This is a genomic window from Bradyrhizobium sp. USDA 3240 (assembly GCF_054063295.1).
Window position 1 is genome coordinate 6,935,039 of the sequence record NZ_JBSSGD010000002.1, and the last position, 24,501, is coordinate 6,959,539.

The window sequence follows — 24,501 nt, forward strand, 5'->3', positions numbered from 1 at the left end:
CGTGGTCTAGTTGTCGGCCACCAGCGAACGGATGCTGCGGGCGAGCCCGAGGATACGCGGCCCGCATTCGCGCTCGATCTGCTCGGCGCTGAAGCGGAACGAGGGGATGCCGCAATTGACCGACAGGCACTCGCCGGCGGGCGTGCGGTACAGCGGGGCGGCGACGCCAAAAATCTCGCGACGCCATTCGCCGAGCGAGACCGCGAAGCCGCGTTCGTTGCAGAGCTCGATGTCCGGCAACGTGCGCCGTTCGACGTAGTCGAGCTCCTCGGGGCGCTCGGCCTTCACGCGCGCGACATAGGCGTCGCGTTCGTCCTGCGTGAACTGCGACAGCAGCGCGCGCCCGACCGCAGTCGGCGCCAGCGAGGAGACAAAGCCGACATCAGGAACGTGCGGTACTGCGTCGGTGGTGCGCAGCGTTTCGACATAGATGAAGTCGAGCCCGAACGGCATCGCGATCGACACCGTGCCGCCGGTGTAGGCGGCGAAGTCGCGCATCAGCGGACGCGCGAGCTGGCGGACCTTGAGCGACGACAGCACTGGATAGGCGGCGGCAAGCACGCCGAGCCCGAGCACGAAGCGGCCCTTGGCGTCGCGCTTGAGATAGCCGAGCTGCTCCAGCGTGTAGCTGAGGCGCGAGACGGTCGGCCGCGACAGGCCGGTGTGCTCGGCAAGCTCCGCATTCGAGAGCGGGCCGGCGTGGTTGCGGAAGGCCGCGAGCAGATCGAGCCCGTGCGCCAGGGTGGTCGCAAAGGAGGGATCCGCCTGGGATTCGAGAGTGGACAATGCCGCCATACGAAATAATGGTCCAGTATGGCCAGAAATGTCAATATATCGAAATGAATTTGCAAATCGTTTCGATATAGGCTTATCTCCCGCCCAAAATACGGGAGGCGGCATGGATTTCGATCTGTCCGAACGGTCGGAGCGGTGGCGGAAAGATCTGTCGGCCTTCTTCGAGCAGGCGGTGCTGCCGCGCCATCGCGCCTGGCTCGATCACGTCCGTGCGCACAGCGACACGCCGCCCTTCATGGCCGAGCTGCAACAACAGGCGCGCGCGGCCGGCCTGTGGAATCTTGGCCTGCCCGAACTGGCCGACGATGAGTCGGGCACACGCCTCTCCAATCTCGACTACGCGCCATTGGCGGAAATCATGGGGCGGCTGTTCTGGGCGCCGGAGGTGTTCAACTGCCAGGCGCCTGATGTGCCGAACATGATCGCGTTGCAGGCCTGCGCGACGCCGGCGCAGAAGAAGCGCTGGTTGGCGCCGCTGCTCAACGCCGAGACGCGCTCCGCCTTCGGCATGACCGAGCCCGATGTGGCCTCGTCCGACGCCACCAACATCGCAACGCGGATGATGCGCGACGGCGACCACTACATCGTCAACGGCCGCAAATGGTTCATCACCGGCGCCGCGCATCCGCGCTGTAGCTTCCTGATCGTGATGGGCGTCACCGATGCCGGCGCCGAGCGCACCAGCCGGCATTCCTGCATCATCGTGCCGATGGATGCGCCCGGCGTGCGGCTGGTGCGGCGGCTACGCTGGATGGGCTGTGAAGATCATGTTGCTCCGATCGGCGAGCTCGTGTTCGACAATGTGCGGGTGCCGGTGGAGAATCTGCTTGGGGCGGAGGGCGAGGGTTTCAAGGTCGCGCAGATCCGGCTCGGCCCGGCGCGCATCCACCATTGCATGCGCTCGATCGGGCTCTGCGAGCTCCTGATCGAATTGATGATGGCGCGCGCCGCGGAGCGCAGTGCGTTCGGGCGCACCGTGATCCAGTACGATACCGTGCAGCGCTGGATCGCCGAAGCCCGTGTCGAGCTGGAGCAGGCACGGCTGCTCGCGTATCGCTGCGCCTGGCGGCTCGATCAGGCCGGCCATCACGGCGCCTGGCGCGACGTCTCACTGATCAAGGTCGCGGTGCCGGCGATGCTGCAGAAGATCGCCGACCGTGCGATGCAGGTGTTCGGCGCGATGGGCGGCTCCGACGATACGCCGATCCATCAGGCGCTGGCGTGGGGACGGCTGCTCCGGATCGGCGACGGACCCGACGAGGTGCATCTGCGGCAGATATTCCGGATGGAGCCGATGCCGGAATGGTCGATCGCCAACTCGCCCTATCTTGCTGCACATCCCGCCTGAGCGGCGCTAGAGTATCCACCGATTATCCCTAAACGAGGCGCCCTTCCGATGACGATGTCTGAGCAAGCCCGAGACGCAAAGCCCGCCGCGATCGACAAGGAGCGGCTGCGCCTGAAGTATCAGGAGGAGCGCAACAAGCGGCTGCGTCCTGACGGCAACGACCAGTATCTCCAGATCAAGGACCAGCTCGCGCATTATCTCGAGGATCCCTACACGCCGGTGGTGGAGCGCGCGCCGAAGACCGATCACGTCACCTTCGCCTTCATCGGCGGCGGCTTTGCCGGGCTCGCCACCGCGGCCCGGTTGACCGAGGCCGGGGTCAAGGATGTCCGTATTGTCGAGAAGGGCGGCGATTTCGGCGGCACCTGGTACTGGAACCGGTATCCCGGCGCGCAGTGCGACACGGCGTCGATGGTCTACATGCCGCTGCTCGAAGAGACCGGCCACATGCCGTCGGAGAAATACGCGCATGCGCCGGAAATCCTGGCGCACTGCCAGCGGATCGGCCGGCAGTTCAATCTCTACGACAACGCGCTGTTTCACACCGAGGTGACGAGCCTCGATTGGGACGGGACACAGTCGCGCTGGATCGTCCGCACCACCAGGGGCGACGCCTTCACCGCGCAATATATCGGCATCGGCACCGGCCCGCTGCATGTGCCGAAGCTGCCCGGCATTCCCGGCATCGAGCGCTTCAAGGGCCACTCGTTCCATACCAGCCGGTGGGATTACGATTACACCGGCGGCGATCCCCGGGGCGCACTGATGGACAAGCTTGCCGACAAGCGCGTCGGCATCATCGGCACCGGTGCAACGTCGGTGCAATGCATTCCGCACCTCGCGCGCGCCTGCAAGGAGCTGTACGTGTTCCAGCGTACGCCGTCGTCGGTCGATGTGCGCGGCAACGGCCCGATCGATCCCGACTGGTTCGCCGATATCGCAACGCCGGGCTGGCAACAGCGCTGGCTGGAGAATTTCACCGCCAACCAGGCCGGCGGATCGGCCGAGGAAGATCTGGTTCAGGACGGCTGGACTGATTTGTCGAAGCGGATTCGCGCCAAGGTGATGCTGCTGCCGCGTGAGCAGCGGACCGTGGAAAACATGCGGGCGGTGTTCGAGGATTCCGACTTCGAGAAGATGGAGGAGATCCGCAACCGGGTCGACAGCATCGTCGGCGACAGCGAGACGGCCAGGAATCTCAAGGCCTGGTACGGCCAGCTCTGCAAGCGGCCATGCTTCCACGACGCCTATCTTCAGGCGTTCAACACGCCGGGCACGCATCTGGTCGATACCGACGGCAAGGGCGTCGAGGAGATCACCGAGAACGGGATCGTCGTCGCGGGCAAGGAATACAAGCTCGACTGCATCATCTACGCATCGGGCTTCGAGGTCGGAACCGAATATCGCAGGCGCGCGGGCTTCGATCTGACCGGCCGCGACGGCATCAAGCTGTCGGAGCATTGGGCCAAGGGTATGCGCACCAAGCACGGCATCCACGTGCATGGCTTCCCCAACGTGTTCTTCGTGCAGCCGACGCAGGGCGCCAACCTCATCTCCAACGTGCCGCACAATTTGACGGAAGCGGCGCGGACCATCGCCTTGATGGTCGCTCATGCGCAGGACAACGGCCTCAAGGAAATCGAAGTCAGCAAGGAAGCCGAGGATCGCTGGGTCGAGCTGCTGCTGACCGCGGTCGGCCGAATGATCGGCGGGCCGGATTGCACGCCCGGCTATTACAACAATGAGGGCCGCGAGCCCGGGCCTGCCGCCAAGCTCCATGTCGGCTATCCGGCGGGCGCGTTGGCCTACTTCAAATACATCGACGGCTGGCGCAACAGCGGCCAGTTCGAAGGCGTCCAGTTCCGCTGAGGCATGCGCGATTGGGACTGATTTTCTGCCAGATGAGGGAGTGCCTGAGTATGACCCAGACAACCGCAGGTGAGACGTCGCACGAAGGTCCGAAGGCGGCATCCGCGCCGGTCATCGCGCAGCACGAGGCGACGCTGAAGGCGCTGCCGTTCGCCGACACCAGGGATTTCGACGACGCCGCGCGCGGCTTCCTCGGCACCATCGAGAACGCGCGCGTCACCTCGGCCCAGGGCAGGGTGGTCTGGAGCCTCGAGCCTTACGGCTTCCTCTCCGACGAGAAGGCGCCCGCGACCGTCGATCCGAGCCTGTGGCGGCAGTCGCGGCTCAACATGCATCACGGCCTGTTCGAGGTGGTGCCGGGCGTCTATCAGGTGCGCGGGCTCGACATCGCCAACATGACGCTGATCGAGGGCGACAAGGGCGTCATCGTGGTCGACACTCTGACCTCGATCGAGGGGGCGCGCGCCGCGATGGAACTGTACTTCCAGCATCGCGGCAAGCGGCCGGTCGCCGCAGTGATCTTCACCCATACCCACACCGACCATTGGGGCGGCGCGCGCGGCGTGCTCGACGACGCCATGCTGGCGGCGGGCGTGCCGATCATCGCGCCGAACTTCTTCATGGAGCACGCGGTCTCCGAGAACATCATCGCAGGGCCGGCGATGTTGCGCCGCGCGCAATACCAGTTCGGGCCGTTCCTCGCCAAGGGCGTGCGCGGCCAGGTCGATTGCGGCCTCGGCAAGACCATGGCGGCGGGCGGCGTGGCGCTGCTGCGGCCGACCGATCTGATCATCGCGACCGGCGATACGCGCATCATCGACGGCGTCGAGTTCGAATTCCAGATGGCGCCGAACAGCGAAGCGCCGGCGGAGATGCATTTCTTCATTCCGCGCTACAAGCTGCTGAACCTCGCGGAGAACTGCACACACAATTTCCACAATCTGTTGCCGTTCCGCGGCGCCGATGTGCGCGACGCACTAGCCTGGTCGAAATATCTCGGCGAGGCGTTGCAGATGTGGGGCGGCAAGGCCGAGGCGATGTGCGGCCAGCATCACTGGCCGGTGTGGGGCAAAGAGCGGATCGACACCATGATCCGCCAGCAGCGCGATCTCTACAAATATGCGCATGACCAGACCATCCGGCTGATGAACCACGGCCTCAACGCGGCCGAAATCGCCGAGACGATCCGCCTGCCGCAGAGCTTAGAGGGCGCCTGGCACGGCCGCGGCTATTACGGCCACATCAGGCACAATGTGAAGGCGATCTACCAGAAGTATCTCGGCTGGTACGACGCCAATCCGGTCAATCTCGATGCCTTGCCGCCGGTCGATGCCGGCAAGAAGTATGTCGAGTATATGGGCGGCGCCGATGCGATCCTGAAACGCGCCACCGCGGATTTCGCCAAGGGCGAATTCCGCTTCGTCGCGCAGGCCGTCAGCCATCTCGTCTTCGCCGAGCCCGACAACCAGGCGGCCCGCGCGTTGCTCGCCGACACGTTCGAGCAACTCGGCTACGCCGCGGAGAGCTCGACCTGGCGCAACGCCTATCTGTTCGGCGCCCAGGAGCTGCGGCAGGGCATGCCGAAGACGCCGCCACGCTCGCCGATGCCGCGCGAGACGCTGGCTGCGCTGCGCACCGAGCAGCTCTGGGACGTGCTCGGCGTCCGCCTCAACGGCCCCAGGGCCGAGGGCAAGCGCATCGTGCTGAACTGGAGCTTCACCGACACCGGCGAGAGCTTCGTGCTCAACCTCGAGAATTCGGCGCTGACCTACGTCAAGGGCGCGCAGGCGAGCGACGCGCACGCCAGCTTCACGCTGGCGCGCAGCGTGATCGACGAGGTGATCGCCAAGCTGACCACGTTCCCGGAGGCCGTCGGCGCCGGCAAGGTCAAGGTATCAGGCGAGCCGCTGCGACTCGGCGAATTGATGATGCTGATGGACGAATTCCCGCGGATGTTCGAGATCGTCGAGCCGAAGCGGACGGTGGTGACGTGACCGACATATGCCCAGAACTATAACCGTCACCCTGAGGAGCGCGGAACGCGCGTCTCGAAGGGGCGACGGCCCGGATGGTGGCCGATTCATCCTTCGAGGCTCGCTCCGCTCGCACCTCAGGATGACGTGTTGATGAGTGTGCGCTCATATCCCGAGATACGCAGCCTGCACCTGTTTGTTGTTGGCAAGCTCGGCGCTCGAGCCCTGCATGATCACGTTGCCGCTTTCCAGCACATAGGCGCGCTGCACCAGCGACAGCGCGCGGCTGACATTCTGCTCCACCAGGAGGATCGCGGTGCCCATCTTGTGGATCTCGCCGATCTTCTCGAAGGTGACGTCGGTCATCACGGGGGCGAGGCCCAGCGAGGGCTCGTCCAGCATCAGCAGGCGGGGCTTCAGCATCAGGCCGCGACCGACTGCGACCATCTGCTGCTCGCCGCCGCTCATGGTGCCGGCGAGTTGCTTCCTGCGGTCGGCAAGCCGCGGGAAGATGCTGTAGACCAACTCCATCGTGCGCGCGCGGTCCGCCTTGGCCTTCGGCGTATAGGCGCCGATCTCGAGATTCTCCTGCACTGTCATTTCCGGAAACACCTGACGGCCTTCCGGGACGTGCGCGATGCCGAGCTCGGGGATGCGGTAGGGCGGCAGCGTGGCGAGGTCGACGCCGTCGAAGCTGACCTTGCCGGCGAACAGCTTGACGAGCCCGGAGACCGCACGCAGCGTCGTGCTCTTGCCGGCGCCGTTGGCCCCTAACAGGCCGACAGCCTCGCCCTCGCCAATCGAGATGCTGACGTCGGTGATGGCGGGGACCGAGCCGTAGCTGGCGCTGACGCGAGAGAGCTCAAGCATGGGCGTCTCCCTGCGCCGGCGGATGCACATAGGAGCCGAGATAGGCGCGGATCACTTCCGGATTCTCCACGATCTCCTTTGGCGCACCTTCGGCGATCTTCTGGCCGTGATCGAGCACCACGATGTGGCGGGCCACCGCCATGATCGCTCGCATCACGTGCTCGACGATCACGATTGTGAGGCCGCGGGCGGAGAGCTTTTTCACCAGCTCCACGGCCTGGTCGATCTCGGCCGGGTTGAGCCCGGCCATCACCTCGTCGAGCAGCAGGATTCTCGGTTGCGTCGCCAGGGCACGGGCCATCTCGAGCCGGCGCTGGTCGATCGTGGTGAGGTCCTTGGCCGGCGTCTGCTCTCTGGCGCCGAGGCCGACGAATTCGATTGCTTCAAGCGCCTTGTCGCGGGCGGCGGCGACATGGCGGTCGCGCAGGAAGGCGCCGGTCATCACATTGGCGAGCACCGTCATCGCGCCGAACGGTTTTGCGACCTGGAAGGTGCGCGCCATGCCGAGCGCGCAGACGTCGTGCGGCCTGAGGCCCACGACCTCGTGGCCGAAGGCGAGCACCGAGCCGGAGTCCGGGCGGTGAAATCCCGTGATCAGATGGAAGCTCGTGGTCTTGCCGGCGCCGTTCGGCCCGATCAGCGCGACCGTCTCGCTCTCCTGCACCGTGAAGCTGACGTCCTGCACGGCGCGCAGGCCGCCGAAGCGCTTGCTGAGACCCTTGATGACCAGTGCTTCTCCCATCGCAACCTCAGGCCCGCGCCGGCTTGCGCCGGACATAGCGATGATAGACGTCGGTCGCAAACCCGATCAGCCCGGTCGGCCGCCACAGGATCACGGCCATCAGAATCAGGCTGTAGACGGTGAGCTGGATGCCGCCGACCGAACTGCCGAGCCAACTTTGCAGCAACGCCGAGGTGGTCTCCAGCAGCACGGTGCCGATCACCGGCCCCCACAGTGTGCCGATGCCGCCGACGATCGACACCAGCGCGGCCTCGATCGAGACGCTGAAGCTGAACGCGGTCGCGGGATCGATGAAGTAGATGTACTGGGTGTAGAAGGTGCCGGCGAGCGCGGTGAGGAACGCGCTGATCATGTAGATGTCGCGCTTGACCTTCGGCGCGTTGACCCCGATCGCCTCAGCCGCATCCTCATCCTCGCCGATCGCGACGAGGTAGTAACCGATCCAGGATTTCTCGATTTGATGGGTGATCCAGAGGCCGACCACGAGCAGGCCGAGCACGACGTAGTAATACGACGACTTCTCCTCGAACTGCATCATCAGCGGCGCGCTGCCGAGGTTCGGGATCGTGGTGCCTTCGGCGCCCCAAGCGAAGTCGCGGAATTTGAGGAAGATCAGCATCAGCACCTGCGCGGTCGCGATGGTGGCGATGGTGAAGTAGGGCCCGCGCAGGCGGAAGCAGAGCCAGCCGATCGGCAGGCTCGCCAGCATTGCGACCACGCCGCCCGCGATCATCCCGATCCAGGGCGAGATGCCGTAATTCACCTGCATGATGGTCGAGGTGTAGGCGCCGAGCCCGAAATAGGCGGCGTGCCCGAGCGACAGCTGCTTGGCATAGCCGCCCATCAGGTTCCAGGCGACGCCGATGAAGGAGAACAGCAGGATGCGGATGAAGATGTCGATCGCAAACGACGAGGTGACGAGCTGGGGTAGAGCCAGCATGACGACGGCCCCGATCGCCAGCCACAGCCATTTCATGTTGCCTGAGGTCTGCATCAGCGGCCCCTTTTGGCGCCGAGGCCGCTCGGCCTGAAGGCGAGCGTCAGCAGCAGCAGCGCAAACACCACGATCAGGCCTGAATCCGCGCCGACGAACTGGATGCCGAGCGATTCCGCCACGCCCATCATCAGGCTGGCGACCAACGCGCCCATCACGTTGCCGAGCGTGCCCATCACGACCGCGACGAACGCCATCAGCACGAACACCTGGCCGACGAACGGATAGGCCGAATAGAACGGCATCAAGAGCGAGCCGGCAGCACCCGCGAGCGCCAGCGCGGTGCCGAACGCGACCGCGAACACGCGGTTGGGATTGATCCCCATCAACATCGCGACGTCACGGTTCTGCGATGCTGCGCGCATGGCGCGGCCGAGATCGGTGGTGTGCAGGAACACCCAGAGCAGCCCGCTGAGCGCCATCGCGACCGCGAAGGCGATCAGCTTCGCCATCGGAATGTATAGTCCGCCGATGTGCCAGGCTTCATCCGAATAGGAGGTGTGGACGGTGCGGTAATTGGCGCTGAACAGCATCAGCGAGAGATTGAGCAGCAATAGCGACAGCGCGAAGGTCAGGAAGATCTGCGGCATGTCGTTCGGCCCGAGCACCCTGCGGATCAGGAAGTGCTGGATCAGGACGCCGGCGAGGAACAGCACCGGCATCGAGACGACCAGCGAGACCAGCGGATCGATGCCGAACTGGGTGGCGAGGAAGAACGAGATATACATCCCGATCATCACGAACTCGCCCTGGGCGAAATTGACGATCTTGACCACGCCGAAGATCAGCGTGACGCCGATGCTGACCAGCGCGTAGATGCCGCCGATGAGCAGGCCGTTGATGACAGCCTGGGCCAGTGTCTCCCACATGCGATGCGACCGCGGTTCAGGTCTTCATCAGCGGGGCGCGGGCGTCTTCCTTGGGGAAGATGCTGGCAAGATCGGCATTCTGCCACTGCACGCCGACCGGACGGCCATTGACGTTCTTGCCGTCGGGGCCGAACTTCACCTTGCCGCCGGGCGCCATCGCCGCGTAACCCGAGGAAACGTCGAGCGTCGAGAGCGCCTCGCGCACCTTCTTCGGGTCGGCGGATGCGGCGCGCTCCAGCGCGTCGGCCAGCATGAAGGTCTGCGCGACCAGGCCGCCGGCATATTCGAAGGCGAACTCGCCGGTGCGCTTCTTGAACTCGGCGTTGACCTTCTGCGCATCGTCGTTGACGTCGTGGTTCCAGTGCGCGACGCCCTGCAGGCCTTCGGCCGCCTTGCCGACATTCTTGTAGAAGTCCGGCATCACGAAGCCGCCCGAGCCGCCATTGATCGCGATGTTGAGCCCGACCTGCTTCACGGTGCGCACGATCAGGATCAGGTCGTTGAGATAGGACAGCGAGAATAGTGCATTGGCGCCGGAAGCCTTGACCTTGTTGATCAGCGGGCTCGCGTCGGTGAAGCCGGCCGAGTAGGGCTCGAACATCACGATCTCGACGCCTTCGCCCGGCGCCAGCTCCTTCAGCCCGTTCGAGGTCGAGGTGCCGAATGCAGTGTTCTCGAAGATGACGGCGACCTTGGCCTGGTCGCTGACCAGCTTGGCCATCTGCAACTGCGCCTTGGCGAATTGCGAGGCGCGCGCGAACGGCGTGAAGGTGTAGGTGCGTCCCTTGTTGAGCTGGTCGGAGCTCGATCCTGTGATGATCGGAACCTTGGCGCGCTCGCAGACTTCGCTCGCGATCAGGGTCAGCGCGCTGGCATAGCAGCCATGGATCGCCGACAACTTGTTGCCGGTGATGAGCCGGTCGGTCTCGGTGCGTGTCACCGTGGTGTCGCTCTGCACGTCGGACACGATGAGGTTGAGCTTGGCGCCGCCGAGCGACTTGATGCCGCCAGCCTCGTTGACCATGTCGACGGCGAGCTTGGCTGCTGCAACGCAGCCGACGCCGATCTGCGCCATGCTGCCGGTGCTCGGATAGAGCGCGCCGATATTGATCGGGTCGGCGGCCCAGCCGCGCAGCGGGACGGCGCCGAATGCGCCGGCCGCGAGCACCCCGCCGGTTTTGACCAGGAATTTGCGGCGGTTCAGCTTTGTCCGCGAGGCTTTGGTCGGTGCGGCATTATTAATGGCCGACGGATTGCGGTCCCCTGTCATGGCGTTCCCCCTGTGCGACTGCGGCTCGGTTACTCCGTCCGCTCGCTTATTATTTTTTGCTTGCGCGGGGAGCATAAGAGCACGTAATTCGGCAATCGCAAAGGCGATATCAGCCGAGCTCACGGGAAACGCATTGCGACTGGTGCGTCGCAGCAATCGCGCGACGCGCGCATGTGAACCGCTTCGCTGCGTGGCAGTTGCCGGCGGATGCGGCGGTATTATTGACAATCGAATGACCGACGGACCGGCACAGAGGGTGCCGGCCGGCCCGCCGGATCATTCGATCGGCCGCTGCAACGTCTATTCCGCGCTCGCCACCAGCTTGAAGCGCGGCTTGGCTTCCATCAGGCTGCGATAGGCGGCGAGATAGTCGAGCGCCATGCGGCGCGCGGTGAAGCGGGTCTCGAACTGCTTGCGGATCGCATCGCGGTTGAGCGTCGAGAGCCGGCCCACGGAAGCGACCGCGCTGATTTCGTCTTCGACGATGAAGCCGGTCAGGCCGTCCTCGATGATCTCCGGCACCGAACCGCGGTTATACGCAATCACGGGCGTGCCGCAGGCCATCGCTTCGATCATCACGAGGCCGAACGGCTCCGGCCAATCGATTGGAACTAGGAGCCCGATCGCGCCGCTGAGAAAATCCGGTTTCTCGCGGTCGCTGATCTCGCCGATGAACTCGACCAGCGGATTGTTGGTGATCAGCGGCTTGATCAACTCGTCGTAATATTCCTGGTCGGCGCGATCGACCTTGGCTGCGATCTTCAGCGGAATGCCGCAGCGGATCGCGATCTTGATCGCGCGATCGACGCCTTTCTCCGGCGCGATGCGCCCGAGCACGGCGAGATAGGATTGCTTGGCCGGTTGCGGCGTCAGCAAATTCTCCGGCAGGCCGTGATGGATGGTGCGCACCCAGTGCGCCTGCGGCACCGGCCGCCGCTGGGCATTGGAGATCGAGATCACCGGGATCTTGGAGAAGGTGTTGAAGACGGGTTGATGCTCCGGCAGGTCGAGCCGTCCGTGCAGCGTGGTCACGAACGGCGTCGGCTGCCGCGCGAACAGCGACCACGGGTAATAGTCGAGATGGAAATGCAGGAAGTCGAATTCGTCGTCGTCGGCTTTCTGCCGCACGCGCTCCAGCATCACCATGTGCAGCGCATTGGGGTCGCGGACGGAGCCGTCGAGGCGCAGTGCCTTCGGCCAGGTCGCGTCGAGCTTCGCGGAGGTCTGTGAATCGCCACTGGCGAACAACGTCACGTCATGTCCAAGTGTTACAAGTTCTTCGGTCAGCCAGTGCACGACCCGTTCGGTGCCGCCGTAGAGCTTGGGGGGAACAGCCTCCGTCAGCGGGGCAACCTGCGCGATGCGCATTTCTCCGTCTCCATGTTTGTAATGTGGATGAGCCCTCAGCCCTCTGATGGCAGCGACATGCCAAAGACGGGAACGTTCTCGCACGTGCGAGGTTCCTTAGGTGTAGGAGATCTGCCGCTTCTTTCTTCCATCACACTGTGGTCTTGCTGATGCCATCTCGCTCCAACACGTTTTTGCCGACGCCAGCGTTGCAAAATTGTCGCGCAGTGATGGCTGCATCGAGCAATCCCACCGCCGCCCTTCACGTCATCGTGCACGAGAGTTTCGACTAAAATTTTCTCGTTCACCTTCAACAGCTTTGCAGGACGTCATGGACCATCTGTCAGGATACGCGCATCGCCCGTTCCCCTTTGTGCTGCGCTATCTGCGCCGGCGGCTTCCGTCGCATGTTGTGATTTTGTCGGCCGTCGTCGCGGCGGTTGCCTGTTCGGTAGGCACGCAATACGGCGTGAAGAATCTGGTCGACGCATTGTCGGCAGGGCCGTCGGCCGCGAATGGCGTATGGCTGGCATTCGCTCTGCTCATGTCGCTGATCGCAGCCGATAACTTCCTGTGGCGGATCGCGAGCTGGACCGCGAGCTACACTTTCGTCAGCGTCAGCGGCGACCTTCGCCGCGACATGTTCCGCCATCTCACCGGCCACGCACCGAGCTATTTCACCGATCGGCTGCCGGGCATGCTGACCAGCCGGATCACGGCAACCTCGAACGCGGTCTACACCGTCGAGAACATGTTCGTATGGAACGTGTTGCCGCCTTGCATCGCGACCTTCGCGGCGATCACCCTGGTTGGAACCGTTAGCGTGACAATGTCAGCAGTGCTGATCCTGATCGCGGGAACCATGGTGGTGGCGATGTTCCGTATGGCTGCCGCCGGCCGGCCGCTGCATGACGATTTCGCCAACAGGGCGGCCGCCGTGGACGGCGAAATGGTCGACGTCATCAACAACCTGCCGCTGGTGCGCGCGTTCTGCGGCCTGGGCTACGAGCACGACCGCTTCGACGCGACCGTCAATCGGGAACTCGTCGCGCGCGGCCGTTCCCTACGCTATCTCGAAAAGCTTCGTTTGGTTCACGCCGGCGTGACCGTCATTCTGACGATCGCGATGCTGGCTTGGGCGCTCAATCTCTGGCAGCAGGGCGCGGCGACCACCGGCGACGTCGTGCTGGTCTGCACCCTCGGCATCTCGATCCTCAGCGCCACCCGCGATCTCGCTGTTGCGCTAGTCGACGTCACCCAGCATGTCGCCCGTCTGACCGAGGCGCTGGCGACGCTGTTGCAGCCGCATGAGCTGAAGGACCATCCGGAAGCCGAGGTGCTGGTGAAGAGCGGTGCGGCGATCGCCTTCAACAACCTCTCGTTCCGCTATCCCGGCGGGTTGCAGGTGTTCGAGCGCTTCAGCCTGCGGATCCAGCCCGGCCAGCGGGTCGGTCTGGTCGGGCAGTCCGGTGGCGGCAAGTCAACGCTGTTTACCCTTCTGCAGCGCTTCTACGATGTCGAGCAGGGCGCCATCACGGTCGACGGCCAGGACATCTCGCGCGTCACCCAGCAGAGCCTGCGCGCGGCGATCTCGGTGGTGCCGCAGGACATCTCGTTGTTCCACCGTTCGATCCTAGAGAACATCCGCTACGGCCGGCCGGACGCCACCGACGACGAGGTACGGCGGGCGGCGGCCGCGGCGCGCTGCGACTTTATCGAGACCTTGCCCGAGGGCATGAACACCATCGTCGGCGATCGCGGCGTCAAGGTCTCCGGCGGCCAGCGCCAGCGGATCGCGATCGCGCGCGCCTTCCTGAAGGATGCGCCGATCCTGTTGCTCGACGAGGCCACCGCGGCGCTCGATGCGGATTCCGAGGAGGCGATCCGCGAGGCGTTGTCGCGCCTGATGCGCGGGCGTACGGTGGTGGCGATCGCGCACCGCCTCGCGACGCTGCGCAGCTTCGACCGCGTGCTCGTGCTGCAGGGCGGCCGGATCGTCGAAGACGGTCCGCCCGATATCCTCGTGAAGGGAAGGGGTCCCTACCGCGACCTGGTCGCGCGCGAGATGGGCCGCCTCTCCACCAGCGCGGCCTGACCCCGCGTCATCAAGTGTGGTCTTGCGTTCCGGTGCGTTCGTTCGAGCCAGGATACGGGCCAAGAGTCGGGCCAAGCAAAGTCGCCAGAGGTTCAGATGGCAGCTGACGTCGTTACGCAGATCATCACTGCTCGCATCACTGAGCACGTCGCCGAATCGCCGTTCTACATTCCGATGACCGGGCCCGCGGCGCGGCCGCGGCGCTCGCTCAAGCATGACGACACCTTCATCGTGCTCGACAGCCATGGCGATATCGGCGCCTCGGCGGGCGGGCCGGACGGCTTGTTCAACGCCGACACGCGCTACCTCGCGCGGTTGGAAATGGTGCTGGAGGACGTGCAGCCGCTGTTGCTCGGCTCCAACATGCGCGACGACAATTCGGCGCTGACGGTCGATCTCACCAATTCCGACGTCTATCGCGACGGCCGTCTGACCTTGCAGAAGGACACGCTGCACATCGTGCGCTCGATCTTCCTGTGGCGCGGCACCGCCTATCAGCGCATCGGCCTGCAGAACCACGGCGACCTTGCCGCGAGCTTCGATCTCACGCTGCTGTTCGACAATGATTTCGCCGACCTGTTCGAGGTACGCGGCGAGCGGCGGCCGCGACGGGGCATCGGCTCGAGCAAGCTGCTCGGCCCGACCGACGTGGTGCTGGAATATTGCGGCCTCGACGAGCAGACGCGGATCACCGCGCTGCATTTCGATCCGCGGCCGACCCGGCTGTCGGTCAACACCGCGACCTACCATTTCGACCTCGAGCCGGGGCAGGTCACCTCGCTGTTCGTCGCGGTGTCTTGCAACAAGCCGATCATGCAGAAGCCGGTACCGTTCTTCCGCGGGCTCTTGGCGCATCGCCGCGAGATGCGAAATTCGACGGCCGGCGCGGCCAGCATCGAGACCTCGAACAACATCTTCAACGAGGTGCTGTGCCAGGCGATGGCCGACCTCAATATGCTGATGACGGAGACGCCGCAGGGCCGTTATCCCTATGCTGGCATTCCCTGGTATTCGACGACATTCGGCCGCGACGGGCTGATCACCGCCTTGCAAATGCTGTGGGTCGATCCGCGGATCGCCAAGGGCGTGCTGAAGCGGCTCGCGCTGTTCCAGGCCAAGGCGGTCGATCCTTTGTCCGATGCCGCGCCGGGCAAGATCCTGCACGAGATGCGCGGCGGCGAGATGGCGGCGCTCCGCGAGGTGCCGTTCGCGCATTACTACGGCAGCGTCGATTCGACCCCGCTGTTCGTGTTGCTCGCCGGGCTCTATCTGGAGCGCACCGGCGACGTCGAGACGTTGCGCGAGCTGTGGCCGGCGGTCGAGGCCGGCTTGCAATGGATCGACGGCCCGGGCGATCCCGATCGCGATGGATTCATCGAGTATCAGCGCGCCACCGAGGAGGGCCTGCGCAATCAAGGCTGGAAGGATTCCTTCGACGCCATCTTCCACGCCGACGGAACGCTGGCCGAAGGCAATATCGCGCTGGCGGAAGTGCAGGGCTATGTGTTCGCCGGCAAGCAGCTTGCCGCGCAAGCGGCGCGGCGGCTCGGCTTCGCCGACAAGGCTTTGAGGCTCGATGCGGAGGCCGAGCGGCTGCGTGAGCGGTTCGAGGCTGCTTTCTGGTGCGAGGAGCTCGGCACCTATGCGCTCGCGCTGGACGGCGCCAAGCAACCGTGCAAGGTGCGCACGTCGAATGCCGGACAGATCTTGTTTTCCGGCATGGTGCGCGAAGACCGCGCGCGACGGGTTGCCGCCGACCTGATGAGCCAGAAATTCTTTTCCGGCTGGGGCATCCGCACCGTCGCCGCGGGCGAGGCGCGCTACAATCCGATGTCCTATCACGACGGTTCGATCTGGCCGCACGACAATGCGCTGATCGCGCTCGGCTTCGCCCGCTACGGCCTCAAGCATTCGGTCGCGCATCTGTTCAAGGGCCTGTTCGATGCCGCGAGCTATATGGAGCTGCGGCGGTTGCCCGAACTGTTCTGCGGCTTCCGCCGCGAGCGCCGGCGCGGCCCGGTGCTCTATCCGGTGGCCTGCGCGCCGCAGGCCTGGGCGAGCGCGACGCCGTTCACGCTGCTGGAGGCCGCGCTTGGGCTGGAGTTCGATACCGCGCGCGGCGAGATCCGCCTGCGCGATCCGCGGCTGCCGGAATTCCTCAACGACGTGGTGTTGCGCGATCTCCGGCTCGGCGCGTCCAGCGTCGATTTGCGGCTGCGCCGTCACGGCGGCGAGGTGTCACTCGAAGTGTTGCGCACGCGCGGCCAGATCCAGGTGTCGATCGTGCTGACGCATTGAGCGTCGTCGCACGGTGCGCGCGGCGAAATCGTGGGGAGAGGTATATGCGTCCGAGGATCATGGTGATGCTGGTTGGAGCGGCGCTGCTGGCATGCGCGGGTGTCCGTGCCGCCGACGACGAAGGCAAGACGCCAGCAACTCCTGCGCCGCCAGCAGCTGCTGCACCGAAGGAGCAGGCCAAGGAACCGTCAAAGGAACAGTCGCCGCCGCCTTCGGTGACCGTGATCGGCGCGCGCGATGCGCACGGCATTCTCGGGCGCGACGTGCGCAGTTCCGCCAATGAGGACATGGGCCGCATCGTCGACGTCATCGTCGACCGCGACGGCAAGGTTCGCGCCGCGGTGATCGATTTCGGCGGCTTCCTCGGCGTCGGCAGCCGGAAGATCGTGGTCGACTGGAACGCACTGCGTTTCGCCGGCGTTTCCAGCAAGAGCGACAGCATCACGCTGGACCTGAACAAGCAGCAGGTGAGCGCTGCGCCTGAATATAAGGAAGATACGCCGCTGATCGTGCTTGGCGCGGCCGGCAATCTTCATCCATGGGACTACGAACATTAGGGGGCTAAAGCTGGTCGCGCGTCCGAACTCTTCCGTCGAGACGGTTGGCGACGGTCGTGGCGAGCGATCAGCCGGCGGCACCAAAATTGTGCCGATCGTCACCGATCAACCCGGTCCCGAGGAACCGCGCTTGCCGTCGCGCGAAAGCCAGCGCGGGCTCGACTGGTTCATCTTCTTCCTGGCCGACGTGCAAACGGGCTTCGGCCCGTTCATCGCGGTCTACCTGACGACGCAGAAATGGACCCAGGTCGAGATCGGCTTCGTGCTCTCGATCGGCGGCATCATCGGCCTCTTGGGCCAGGTGCCCGGCGGCGCGATCGTCGATGCGGCGCGCTCGGAGCGGGTGGTTGCGGGCTGGGCGGTGGCTGCCATCGGCGCCGCCGCGCTGGCCTACGCGCTCTGGCCGATCTTTCCGGTGGTGACGCTCGCCGCAACGCTGCACGCGCTCGCGAGCTGCGTGCTGGGTCCCGCGATCGCCGCGATCAGCCTCGGCCTGGTCGGGCCGCTGGCGATCGGCGAGCGGCTCGGCCGCAATGCGCGCTTCGCGTCGCTCGGCAGCGGATCGGCCGCGGCGCTGATGGGCGCCTGCGGCTATTTCCTGTCGAGCCGATCGGTGTTCCTCGTGACCTTCATCCTGGCGATCCCGACGTTGCTGTCGCTGGCGCGGATCCGAGAGCGCGAGATCGACATCGCGCAGGCCCATGGCGAGGTGAAGCGCGAGGTTCCCGACAAACGGGCGACCAGTATCGTCGGTCTGGTGCGACAGCGGTCGCTTTTGATCTTTGCCGGCGCGATGATGCTGTTCCAGCTCGCCAATGCCGCGATGCTGCCGCTGATGGCGGGCGTCGTCACCACACGGTCGAGCCAATGGGCGCCGGTCCTGATCGCCGCCTGCATCATCGTGCCGCAGGCGATCGTCGCGCTGTGCTCGCCGTCGGTCGGCCGCAAGGCCCAGGCCTGGGGCCGGCGGCCGCTGCTCTTGATCGCATTCGCCTCTCTGGTGATCCGCGGCCTTTTGTTCGCAACGGTGCGGGATCCCTATCTGCTGGTCATGGTGCAGATCTTCGACGGAATCACCGCGGCGATCTTCAGCGTCATGGTGCCGCTGATCGTGGCCGACGTGGCGTTCGGCAGCGGCCATTTCAACCTGGCGCAGGGCATTGTTGGAACCGCGGTCGGTATCGGCGCGTCGCTCAGCACGGTGCTGGCCGGCTATGTCAGCGACAAGCTCGGCAGCAGCACCGCCTTCATGGGCCTGGCCGGCGTTGCCGCGCTTGGGCTGTTCATGATCTGGCTGGTGATGCCGGAGACGCGGCGGACGGCATGAGGCAGGCAGGTTTCGCCCCGCCGCACCCTTCCTCATGCATGCGCCGTCATATATGAGTGATTTGCTGCTGGAACGAGCCGATGGTCCCCGGGATTAATCAATCCAAAATCGTGATCTGGTAGGGATCGACGCAGCGCGGGCAGGCATTTCGACCGAGGAATCGCATGGTAATTCGAACGACGACGGCGCAGATCACCGGAGCGATGCGGCGTTGGGGGCCTCCGGCCTTTGTGACCTTCGCGGCGATGGTCACACTTGCGTCATTGACCGGCGGCGCCGCGGCAAAGCAGCAGCGTCCTGCGGCAACGGTCGAGGCGACCGCGCCGCGCGCCGCGGGCGAGCCGATCATGGCGATCGTGTCGATCAAGGCCCAGAAGGTGACCTTCTACGACGCCGACGGCTGGATCTACCGCGCGCCGGTGTCGAGCGGCGTCAAGGGACGCGAGACGCCAGCCGGCGTCTTTGCGCTGATCGAGAAGGACAAGGACCACCACTCGACGCTTTATGACGATGCCTGGATGCCGAACATGCAGCGCATCACCTGGAACGGCATCGCGCTGCATGGCGGCCCGCTGCCCGGCTATGCGGCCTCGCACGGCTGCGTGCGGATGCCCTACGACTTCGCCGAGAAGCTGTTCGACAGGACGCGAATCGGGATGCGGGTGATCATCGCGCCGAACGATCCGGCCCCGGAGAATTTCACCCACCCCGCGCTGTTCGTGCCGAACGCCCAGGCCATCGCGGCTGCTCCGGCGCGTGCCGAGACGCTGTCCCGCGAAGCCGCGGATGCCGCCAAGGTGGCCGACGAGGCAAAGAAGGCCTCCGTGGCCGCGACCAAGGAAGCTGCACTGTTCACGCCGGCGTCACTGCACAAGCTGGAAAAGGCAAAGACCCGTGCCGACGCCGAGCTCGCGTTCGCCGACAAGACGCTCGCCAATGCCAAGACCGACCAGGCCAAGGCGCGCGCCGAGGATCTGAAGCAGAAGGCCGCCGCCAAGGCCGCGGAAGCGACGACGCAGTTCGAGGCCGCCCAGGGCGACGCCAAGCCGAAGCTCGACGCCGCAGCGGCCGCAAAGGACGCCGCCAAGGCGGCCGAGACCAAGAAGGCCGATACCCAGAAGGCGGCGACCGAGGCGAAGCTCGCGCTCGAGCCGGTCTCTGTCTACATCAGCCGCTCGACGCAGAAGCTCTATGTCCGGCGCAACACCCACAAGCCGTGGGCTGACGGGGGCGAGGTGTTCGACTCGAGCATCGAGGTTCCCGTGACGATCCGCGATCCGGACCAGCCGATCGGCACGCATATCTTCACCGCGATGGCCCGCAATAACGACGGCAGCCTGCGCTGGACCGAGGTGACGATCGACGACGGCGACAACGCCAAGGACGCGCTCGACCGCGTCACCATCCCGCAGGATGTGCTGGATCGGATTGCATCGACCGCCGTGCCGCGCTCATCGATCATCATCTCGGACGAGCCGCTGAGCGCCGAGACCAACTACCGCACCGAGTTCGTCGCCGTGCTGAGCAACCAGCCCCAGGGCGGCTTCATTACACGCAAGCCGACCAGGCCGATGGAAACCGACGACATGGTTGCGAGCGGGGACGGGGACGGTTTCGGCTTCTTCTCTCAGCGCAGCTGGAATCCCCAGTCCGGCACCCAATACGGCTACCCCCAATACGGCAATCCCCAGGCGCCGACCCAGTACGGCTCCCCGTATTATGGCAATCCTCAACCCGCCAATCCGCGCCGGCGCGGCGGCCAGTACTACTGGCAATCGCAACAGGACTGGTAGCACGGCGCCGCCGCGGGATCAGACGGCATTCTGAGCGTTGGACGGCGGTGCGATACCGCCGTCCAATCGCGTATCGCTGTTAGGGCCGGGCTTCCAGGATCAGGTTGAACGGTGTTTCCGCCGCGCGGCGGAAACGCGAGAAGCCACCCTGACGCGCCACCTCGCGCAGCCGGGTCTCTCCGGCCTGCGCGCCGAGGGCAAGCCCGACCTCCTGGTCCAGCGACGCCGGCGTGCAGATCATCGTCGACGCCGCGTAGTAGACCCGCCCGATCGGATTGAGGTTGTCCTCCAGCCGGTCGTTGGCGAACGGCTCGATCAACAGGCAGGTGCCGTCGTCGGCGAGGGTGGAGCGGGTGTGCTTGAGTGCGCCGACCGGGTCGCCCATGTCGTGCAGGCAATCGAAGAAGCACACCAGGTCGTAGCGGTTGGCGGGAAAGTCCTTGGCGGAGTGCGTCTGGAAATGGACGCGGTCCGACAATCCCGCCTCCTTCGCGGACATCCGTGCCGTCTGGATCGAGCCATCATGATAGTCGAAGCCATAGAAGGTTGATTTTGGAAACGCTTCCGCCATCAACCGGGTCGAGACGCCGTGGCCGCAGCCGACGTCAGCGACGACCGCGCCCTTCTTCAGCTTGTCGACGACGCCCTCGAGCGCCGGCAGCCATTCCTGCACCAGATAGTGCTTGTAGCTGGTGCGGAAGAACCGGGCGGTGCCGCAGAACAGGCATTCGCTGCGTTTGTTCCAGCCGACGCCCTTGCCGGTCTTGAACGCATCGGTAATTTTCGGCTCGTCGAGAAACGTCGCGCCGACCAGGCTTCCCACGGCGCCGAGGAAGACCGGGCTCTCCTCGTCGGCGAGCGCGAGCGCCTGCTCGGGCAACATCGAGAATTTTCCGGTCGCGCTGTCGTACTCGACGTAACCGGAAGCGGCCTGTGCGGAGAGCCATTCCTGAACGTAACGCCCGGCGGTTCCTGTTGCCTTGGCCAGGGCCGCCGCGTTCATCGGTCCTTGCTGCGCCAGGGCCTTGTAGAGCCCGAGCTTGTCGCCCAGCAGCATCAGCGAGGCGTTCATAGCCGCGCCGACATCGCCGATCATCTTTCCCATGAATGAATTAAGACGCTCCTCGTTGACGTCCATGATGTTCCTCCATCGCAATTGGGTTTTTGCAATAAGTCCGTCATTGCCAATTTCATGCTTGCGTGATCGTCCAGGCAGAAGGCCTTGGGCGCGGACATGATCGCACGAATGGGGTCGGCGGCGCAGGCTGAATGTCACAAAGCGGCTGGGATGCCAGCTTGGCGACTTCACAAGCCTGCGAGGCGGACGCCTTACGCTGCTGCCCGCGGCATGATGAGCCTCCGGTACAGCGCGCCGTAGCAGGCGGCCGACAGGTCCCAGCTGTAGGACTTGGCCATTGCGCTGGCGCGCATGGCGTTGAGGCGATCCTTGGCACGATAGGCATCGAACGCGCGCCTGACGCCGCCGAGGAAGGATTCCGCCGACGGCTGCGCGAACAGGAAGCCGGTCTCGCCGTCGGCGATGGTCTCCGCAAGCCCGCCGGTCTGGTGGCCGATCGGCAGCGAGCCGAAGCGCTGCGCATACATCTGGCTGAGGCCGCAGGGCTCGAAGCGCGACGGCATCAGGGTGAAATCGCTGCCGGCAAAGATCCGGCGCGCCTGTGCGTCGTTGAAGCCGATGATGACGCCGATCGCGTCGGGCCGGCGCCGGTGCGCAGCCACCAGCGCATCCTCGATCGCGGGCTCGCCGCTGCCGGTGACGACGATCTGTCCGCCGTCTTTGATGATCTCGTCGGCGGCGGACAGCACGAGGTCGACGCCCTTCTGGTGCACGAGCCGCGCGACCAGGCCGAAGATCGGCCCGCGCGAGACCGCAAGGCCGAACTGCCGGCGGACATAGTCGGCGTTGGCCTGCTTGCCCTTCCAGTCGCCGGCGCCGAACGGTTGGGCGAGCTGTGCGCAGTGGCGCGGGTCCCAGCTCTCGTCGATGCCGTTCAGGATGCCGGTCAGCTGGTCGGCGTCGGAGCGCACGCGCAGCAGGCCCTCCAGCCCGCAGCCGAGTTCAGCGGTGGTGATCTCCCTCGCATAGGTCGCGCTGACCGTGGTCAGATGCGAAGCGTAGACGAGGCCGCCCTTGAGGAAGGACAGCTTGTCGTAGAACTCCAGCCCGTCGATGTGGAAGGAGCTTTCCGGTGCGCCGATCCGCCGCAGCGAGGCCTTCGGAAACAGGCCCTGATAGGCGAGATTATGGATGGTCAGGATCGACGGAATCCGCGCCTCGCGCCATGCGAGGTAGGCGGGTGTGAGCGCGGCCTGCCAGTCGTTGGCGTGAACGAGATCCGCTGCCCAATTCTTGTCCAGCGTTCCGGCTGCAAGTTCGGCAGCGGCGGAGGCGAAGCGGCCGAAGCGGATGTCGTTGTCGGGCCAGTCGCGGCCGGACTCGTCGCCATAGGGATTGCCAGGCCGGTCGTAGAGCTGCGGACACAGCAGCACGTAGACCGGCAGCCCGTCCTTGGTCGATGCACGCCCGAGCGTGCAGGCTGGCATCTCGGCGAGTGCCTCGCATTGTCCAACGATTTCAATATGCGTGAACTGTTCGACGACGTCCCGGTAGCCGGGAAGCATGATCCTGACGTCGCTCCAGGGGCGCAGCGCCCGGGGAAGTGCAGCGGAAACGGCGCCGAGCCCGCCCACGCGGACGAAATCGTCCATCTCCGTCGTGACGAATAAGACCTTCAACAAGCGCCCTCGTTCCAGCCCGTGACGGGGCTATGCAAGATCGGGTCCAATCTGCCTTTGAGTAAAATGCAAGACGGCCCGCGGTCCCGGTCTGGACGAGACGCTTTCCTGTCAGGGCGGCTCACTTTAGGGTCGCGCGACGCCGAACAATGGAAACGACGAAGCTGGAGGAAGCCTTGGCCACGACAATAGCCGCCGACGATGAGGGGAATTTGACACGGAGCTTCGACGGCCTTCGCGTGCTCGATTTTTCGACCACGATCGCCGGACCTCATTGCACGCGGATGCTCGCCGACATGGGCGCAGAGGTGATCAAGATCGAGCCCGCCGAAGGCGAGACGATGCGGACGCGGCCGCCGGTGCGCAACCATTGCTCGACGGCGTTCGGCCAGCTCAATATCGGCAAGCACAGTCTGGTGCTCGACCTGAAGTCGCCGGCCGGCGTCGAAGCCGTGCGCCGGTTGATCGCGACCGCCGACGTGCTGGTGGAGAATTTCCGTCCCGGCGTGATGCGGCGGCTCAAGCTCGACTATGCCTCGATCCGCGACATCAATCCGACGCTGATCTTCTGCTCGATCTCCGGCTACGGCCAGACCGGCCCGTCGGCGGAATTGCCGGCCTATGCCCCGGTGATCCATGCCGCCTCCGGCTATGAAATGGCGCATCTCGCTTATCAGCCCGGCCGCACCCGGCCGGATTATTGCGGCATCTATCACGCCGATGTGCTGACCGGGGTCTACGCTTTCGGCGCAATCTCGGCGGCGCTCTATCAGCGCGGCGCCAGCGGCAAGGGCCAGCATATCGACGTGTCGATGCTGGAATCGATGCTGAGCCTGACCCTGAACGAGTTGCAGTGGTCGCAATTCGAGGTGAAGCAAACCCAGCGGCCGATGTTCGGCCCGATCGAAACCAGCGACGGCTACGTCATGGTGGCGGTCGCCAGCGAGAAGACGTTCCAGAACCTGATGCAGGTGATCGGCCGGCCTGAATGGGTGTCCGATCCGCGCTTCGCCAAATATTCCGATCGGCGGGACAATTGGGCGGGCTTGATGGAGGGCGTCGAGGCGTGGTCGCGTTCGGTCAGCACGCAGGCCTGCCTCGCCGCGCTCAATGAATATGGCGTGCCGTCGTCGGCCTATCGCACCGTGCGCGAGGCGCTCGCCGATCCGCAAATCGCCCATCGCGGTGCACTGGCCGAGGTCGAGGACGGCGGCGGCAGCTTCAAGGTGCTCAATCTGCCGTTCCGGATGTCCGGTGCGGCGGTTGGCGCGCGCAAGCGGATGTCGACGCTCGGCGAGCACACACTGTCCTATCTGAAGGAGATCGGGCTCTCCGACGATCAGATCGCAGGCTTCGCAGCGCAACCGGCAAAGACGGCGCGCAGTTAAAGCATGATCCGGGCCTGGAGGGCCGCATTGGCGCAAAGGGGATATCGGCCCGAAGGATCGGACTCAAACCGGTCGACGAGATCACGATGCGGGTCCGCGTGATCGCATCGTGATCTGCCTGCGGCTTTTCATCCGTTTTACGGTCTTGTCGCGCGCGGCGATTCCGGACAAGCTGCCGCCCGACATACGACGATCCGGAACACCGGACG

18 protein-coding genes are annotated in these 24,501 nt (G+C 65.1%); 9 read left to right on the forward strand and 9 right to left on the reverse strand.

The window, feature by feature from the left end; genetic code table 11:
* Nucleotides 1-6 precede the first annotated feature (6 nt).
* Nucleotides 7-795 carry an IclR family transcriptional regulator gene (locus ACVIGA_RS33410; RefSeq protein WP_456669351.1) on the reverse strand — a complete coding sequence of 263 codons (789 nt, stop codon included), beginning with the start codon at nucleotides 793-795 and terminating at the stop codon, nucleotides 7-9.
* 103 nt (nucleotides 796-898) lie between these two features.
* Between ACVIGA_RS33410 and ACVIGA_RS33415 the strand changes: the two genes are divergently transcribed.
* Genes ACVIGA_RS33415 through ACVIGA_RS33425 form a run of 3 tightly spaced genes read left to right on the forward strand, consistent with a single transcriptional unit; the run spans nucleotide 899 to nucleotide 6,006 of the window.
* The gene (locus ACVIGA_RS33415; protein ID WP_456669352.1) at nucleotides 899-2,143 is read left to right on the forward strand and encodes an acyl-CoA dehydrogenase family protein; all 1,245 of its coding nucleotides are present in this window, start codon (nucleotides 899-901) and stop codon (nucleotides 2,141-2,143) included.
* 48 nt (nucleotides 2,144-2,191) lie between these two features.
* Nucleotides 2,192-4,012, forward strand: a complete 1,821-nt coding sequence (locus tag ACVIGA_RS33420; RefSeq protein ID WP_456669353.1) for a flavin-containing monooxygenase — start codon at nucleotides 2,192-2,194, stop codon at nucleotides 4,010-4,012.
* 50 nt (nucleotides 4,013-4,062) lie between these two features.
* A complete protein-coding gene (locus ACVIGA_RS33425) occupies nucleotides 4,063-6,006 on the forward strand; it encodes an alkyl/aryl-sulfatase (protein WP_456669354.1) in 1,944 nt (647 codons plus the stop codon).
* Between the two features lie 144 nt (nucleotides 6,007-6,150).
* Here the strand turns inward: ACVIGA_RS33425 and ACVIGA_RS33430 are convergent, their stop codons facing one another.
* The 6 genes from ACVIGA_RS33430 to ACVIGA_RS33455 form a co-directional block, all read right to left on the reverse strand.
* Nucleotides 6,151-6,855, reverse strand: a complete 705-nt coding sequence (locus ACVIGA_RS33430; RefSeq protein WP_456669355.1) for an ABC transporter ATP-binding protein — start codon at nucleotides 6,853-6,855, stop codon at nucleotides 6,151-6,153.
* Nucleotides 6,848-7,597, reverse strand: coding sequence for an ABC transporter ATP-binding protein (locus tag ACVIGA_RS33435; protein ID WP_456669356.1), 750 nt, complete (start codon nucleotides 7,595-7,597; stop codon nucleotides 6,848-6,850). Before ACVIGA_RS33435 ends, ACVIGA_RS33430 begins: the two co-directional genes overlap by 8 nt.
* A 7-nt stretch (nucleotides 7,598-7,604) precedes the next feature.
* Complete coding sequence (locus ACVIGA_RS33440) at nucleotides 7,605-8,591, reverse strand: branched-chain amino acid ABC transporter permease (protein WP_456669357.1); 987 nt, start codon at nucleotides 8,589-8,591, stop codon at nucleotides 7,605-7,607.
* Nucleotides 8,591-9,460, reverse strand: coding sequence for a branched-chain amino acid ABC transporter permease (locus tag ACVIGA_RS33445; protein WP_456669358.1), 870 nt, complete (start codon nucleotides 9,458-9,460; stop codon nucleotides 8,591-8,593). The genes ACVIGA_RS33440 and ACVIGA_RS33445 overlap by 1 nt, the downstream gene beginning before the upstream one ends.
* A gap of 16 nt (nucleotides 9,461-9,476) precedes the next feature.
* Nucleotides 9,477-10,730: an ABC transporter substrate-binding protein gene (locus ACVIGA_RS33450; RefSeq protein WP_456669359.1), complete on the reverse strand. Its 1,254-nt coding sequence runs from the start codon at nucleotides 10,728-10,730 to the stop codon at nucleotides 9,477-9,479.
* Nucleotides 10,731-11,030: 300 nt separating this feature from the next.
* Nucleotides 11,031-12,098, reverse strand: coding sequence for a glycosyltransferase family 4 protein (locus tag ACVIGA_RS33455; RefSeq protein ID WP_456669360.1), 1,068 nt, complete (start codon nucleotides 12,096-12,098; stop codon nucleotides 11,031-11,033).
* 310 nt (nucleotides 12,099-12,408) lie between these two features.
* Between ACVIGA_RS33455 and ACVIGA_RS33460 the strand changes: the two genes are divergently transcribed.
* The 5 genes from ACVIGA_RS33460 (at nucleotide 12,409) to ACVIGA_RS33480 (ending at nucleotide 20,147) form a co-directional block, all read left to right on the forward strand.
* Nucleotides 12,409-14,172, forward strand: a complete 1,764-nt coding sequence (locus tag ACVIGA_RS33460; protein ID WP_456669361.1) for an ABC transporter ATP-binding protein — start codon at nucleotides 12,409-12,411, stop codon at nucleotides 14,170-14,172.
* Nucleotides 14,173-14,268: 96 nt separating this feature from the next.
* Nucleotides 14,269-16,470 (forward strand): amylo-alpha-1,6-glucosidase, encoded by a 2,202-nt coding sequence (locus tag ACVIGA_RS33465; RefSeq protein WP_456669362.1) that lies wholly within the window; start codon nucleotides 14,269-14,271, stop codon nucleotides 16,468-16,470.
* Nucleotides 16,471-16,514: 44 nt separating this feature from the next.
* The gene (locus ACVIGA_RS33470) at nucleotides 16,515-17,027 is read left to right on the forward strand and encodes a PRC-barrel domain-containing protein (RefSeq protein ID WP_456669363.1); all 513 of its coding nucleotides are present in this window, start codon (nucleotides 16,515-16,517) and stop codon (nucleotides 17,025-17,027) included.
* An 88-nt stretch (nucleotides 17,028-17,115) separates the two neighbouring features.
* Complete coding sequence (locus ACVIGA_RS33475) at nucleotides 17,116-18,354, forward strand: MFS transporter (RefSeq protein ID WP_456669364.1); 1,239 nt, start codon at nucleotides 17,116-17,118, stop codon at nucleotides 18,352-18,354.
* Nucleotides 18,355-18,518: 164 nt separating this feature from the next.
* Nucleotides 18,519-20,147: a L,D-transpeptidase family protein gene (locus ACVIGA_RS33480; protein WP_456669365.1), complete on the forward strand. Its 1,629-nt coding sequence runs from the start codon at nucleotides 18,519-18,521 to the stop codon at nucleotides 20,145-20,147.
* Between the two features lie 79 nt (nucleotides 20,148-20,226).
* On the opposite strand, the gene ACVIGA_RS33485 is transcribed toward ACVIGA_RS33480, so the two are convergent.
* Together ACVIGA_RS33485 and glgA are read right to left on the reverse strand one after the other, a co-directional pair.
* Nucleotides 20,227-21,285: a class I SAM-dependent methyltransferase gene (locus ACVIGA_RS33485; protein WP_456669366.1), complete on the reverse strand. Its 1,059-nt coding sequence runs from the start codon at nucleotides 21,283-21,285 to the stop codon at nucleotides 20,227-20,229.
* A gap of 191 nt (nucleotides 21,286-21,476) precedes the next feature.
* Entirely contained in the window at nucleotides 21,477-22,904 is a 1,428-nt protein-coding gene (gene glgA, locus ACVIGA_RS33490; RefSeq protein WP_456669367.1) for a glycogen synthase GlgA, read from the reverse strand.
* 149 nt (nucleotides 22,905-23,053) lie between these two features.
* Between glgA and ACVIGA_RS33495 the strand changes: the two genes are divergently transcribed.
* Entirely contained in the window at nucleotides 23,054-24,292 is a 1,239-nt protein-coding gene (locus tag ACVIGA_RS33495; protein WP_456669368.1) for a CaiB/BaiF CoA transferase family protein, read from the forward strand.
* Nucleotides 24,293-24,501: the final 209 nt, after the last annotated feature.

Excerpts from the sequence above, each read along its gene's own strand:
- ACVIGA_RS33410 (WP_456669351.1), bottom strand. The coding sequence starts at position 795 with ATGGCGGCATTGTCCACTCTCGAATCCCAGGCGGATCCCTCCTTTGCG.
- ACVIGA_RS33415 (WP_456669352.1), top strand. The coding sequence starts at position 899 with ATGGATTTCGATCTGTCCGAACGGTCGGAGCGGTGGCGGAAAGATCTG.
- ACVIGA_RS33420 (WP_456669353.1), top strand. The coding sequence starts at position 2,192 with ATGACGATGTCTGAGCAAGCCCGAGACGCAAAGCCCGCCGCGATCGAC.
- ACVIGA_RS33425 (WP_456669354.1), top strand. The coding sequence starts at position 4,063 with ATGACCCAGACAACCGCAGGTGAGACGTCGCACGAAGGTCCGAAGGCG.
- ACVIGA_RS33430 (WP_456669355.1), bottom strand. The coding sequence starts at position 6,855 with ATGCTTGAGCTCTCTCGCGTCAGCGCCAGCTACGGCTCGGTCCCCGCC.
- ACVIGA_RS33435 (WP_456669356.1), bottom strand. The coding sequence starts at position 7,597 with ATGGGAGAAGCACTGGTCATCAAGGGTCTCAGCAAGCGCTTCGGCGGC.
- ACVIGA_RS33440 (WP_456669357.1), bottom strand. The coding sequence starts at position 8,591 with ATGCAGACCTCAGGCAACATGAAATGGCTGTGGCTGGCGATCGGGGCC.
- ACVIGA_RS33445 (WP_456669358.1), bottom strand. The coding sequence starts at position 9,460 with ATGTGGGAGACACTGGCCCAGGCTGTCATCAACGGCCTGCTCATCGGC.
- ACVIGA_RS33450 (WP_456669359.1), bottom strand. The coding sequence starts at position 10,730 with ATGACAGGGGACCGCAATCCGTCGGCCATTAATAATGCCGCACCGACC.
- ACVIGA_RS33455 (WP_456669360.1), bottom strand. The coding sequence starts at position 12,098 with ATGCGCATCGCGCAGGTTGCCCCGCTGACGGAGGCTGTTCCCCCCAAG.
- ACVIGA_RS33460 (WP_456669361.1), top strand. The coding sequence starts at position 12,409 with ATGGACCATCTGTCAGGATACGCGCATCGCCCGTTCCCCTTTGTGCTG.
- ACVIGA_RS33465 (WP_456669362.1), top strand. The coding sequence starts at position 14,269 with ATGGCAGCTGACGTCGTTACGCAGATCATCACTGCTCGCATCACTGAG.
- ACVIGA_RS33470 (WP_456669363.1), top strand. The coding sequence starts at position 16,515 with ATGCGTCCGAGGATCATGGTGATGCTGGTTGGAGCGGCGCTGCTGGCA.
- ACVIGA_RS33480 (WP_456669365.1), top strand. The coding sequence starts at position 18,519 with ATGGTAATTCGAACGACGACGGCGCAGATCACCGGAGCGATGCGGCGT.
- ACVIGA_RS33485 (WP_456669366.1), bottom strand. The coding sequence starts at position 21,285 with ATGGACGTCAACGAGGAGCGTCTTAATTCATTCATGGGAAAGATGATC.
- ACVIGA_RS33495 (WP_456669368.1), top strand. The coding sequence starts at position 23,054 with ATGGAAACGACGAAGCTGGAGGAAGCCTTGGCCACGACAATAGCCGCC.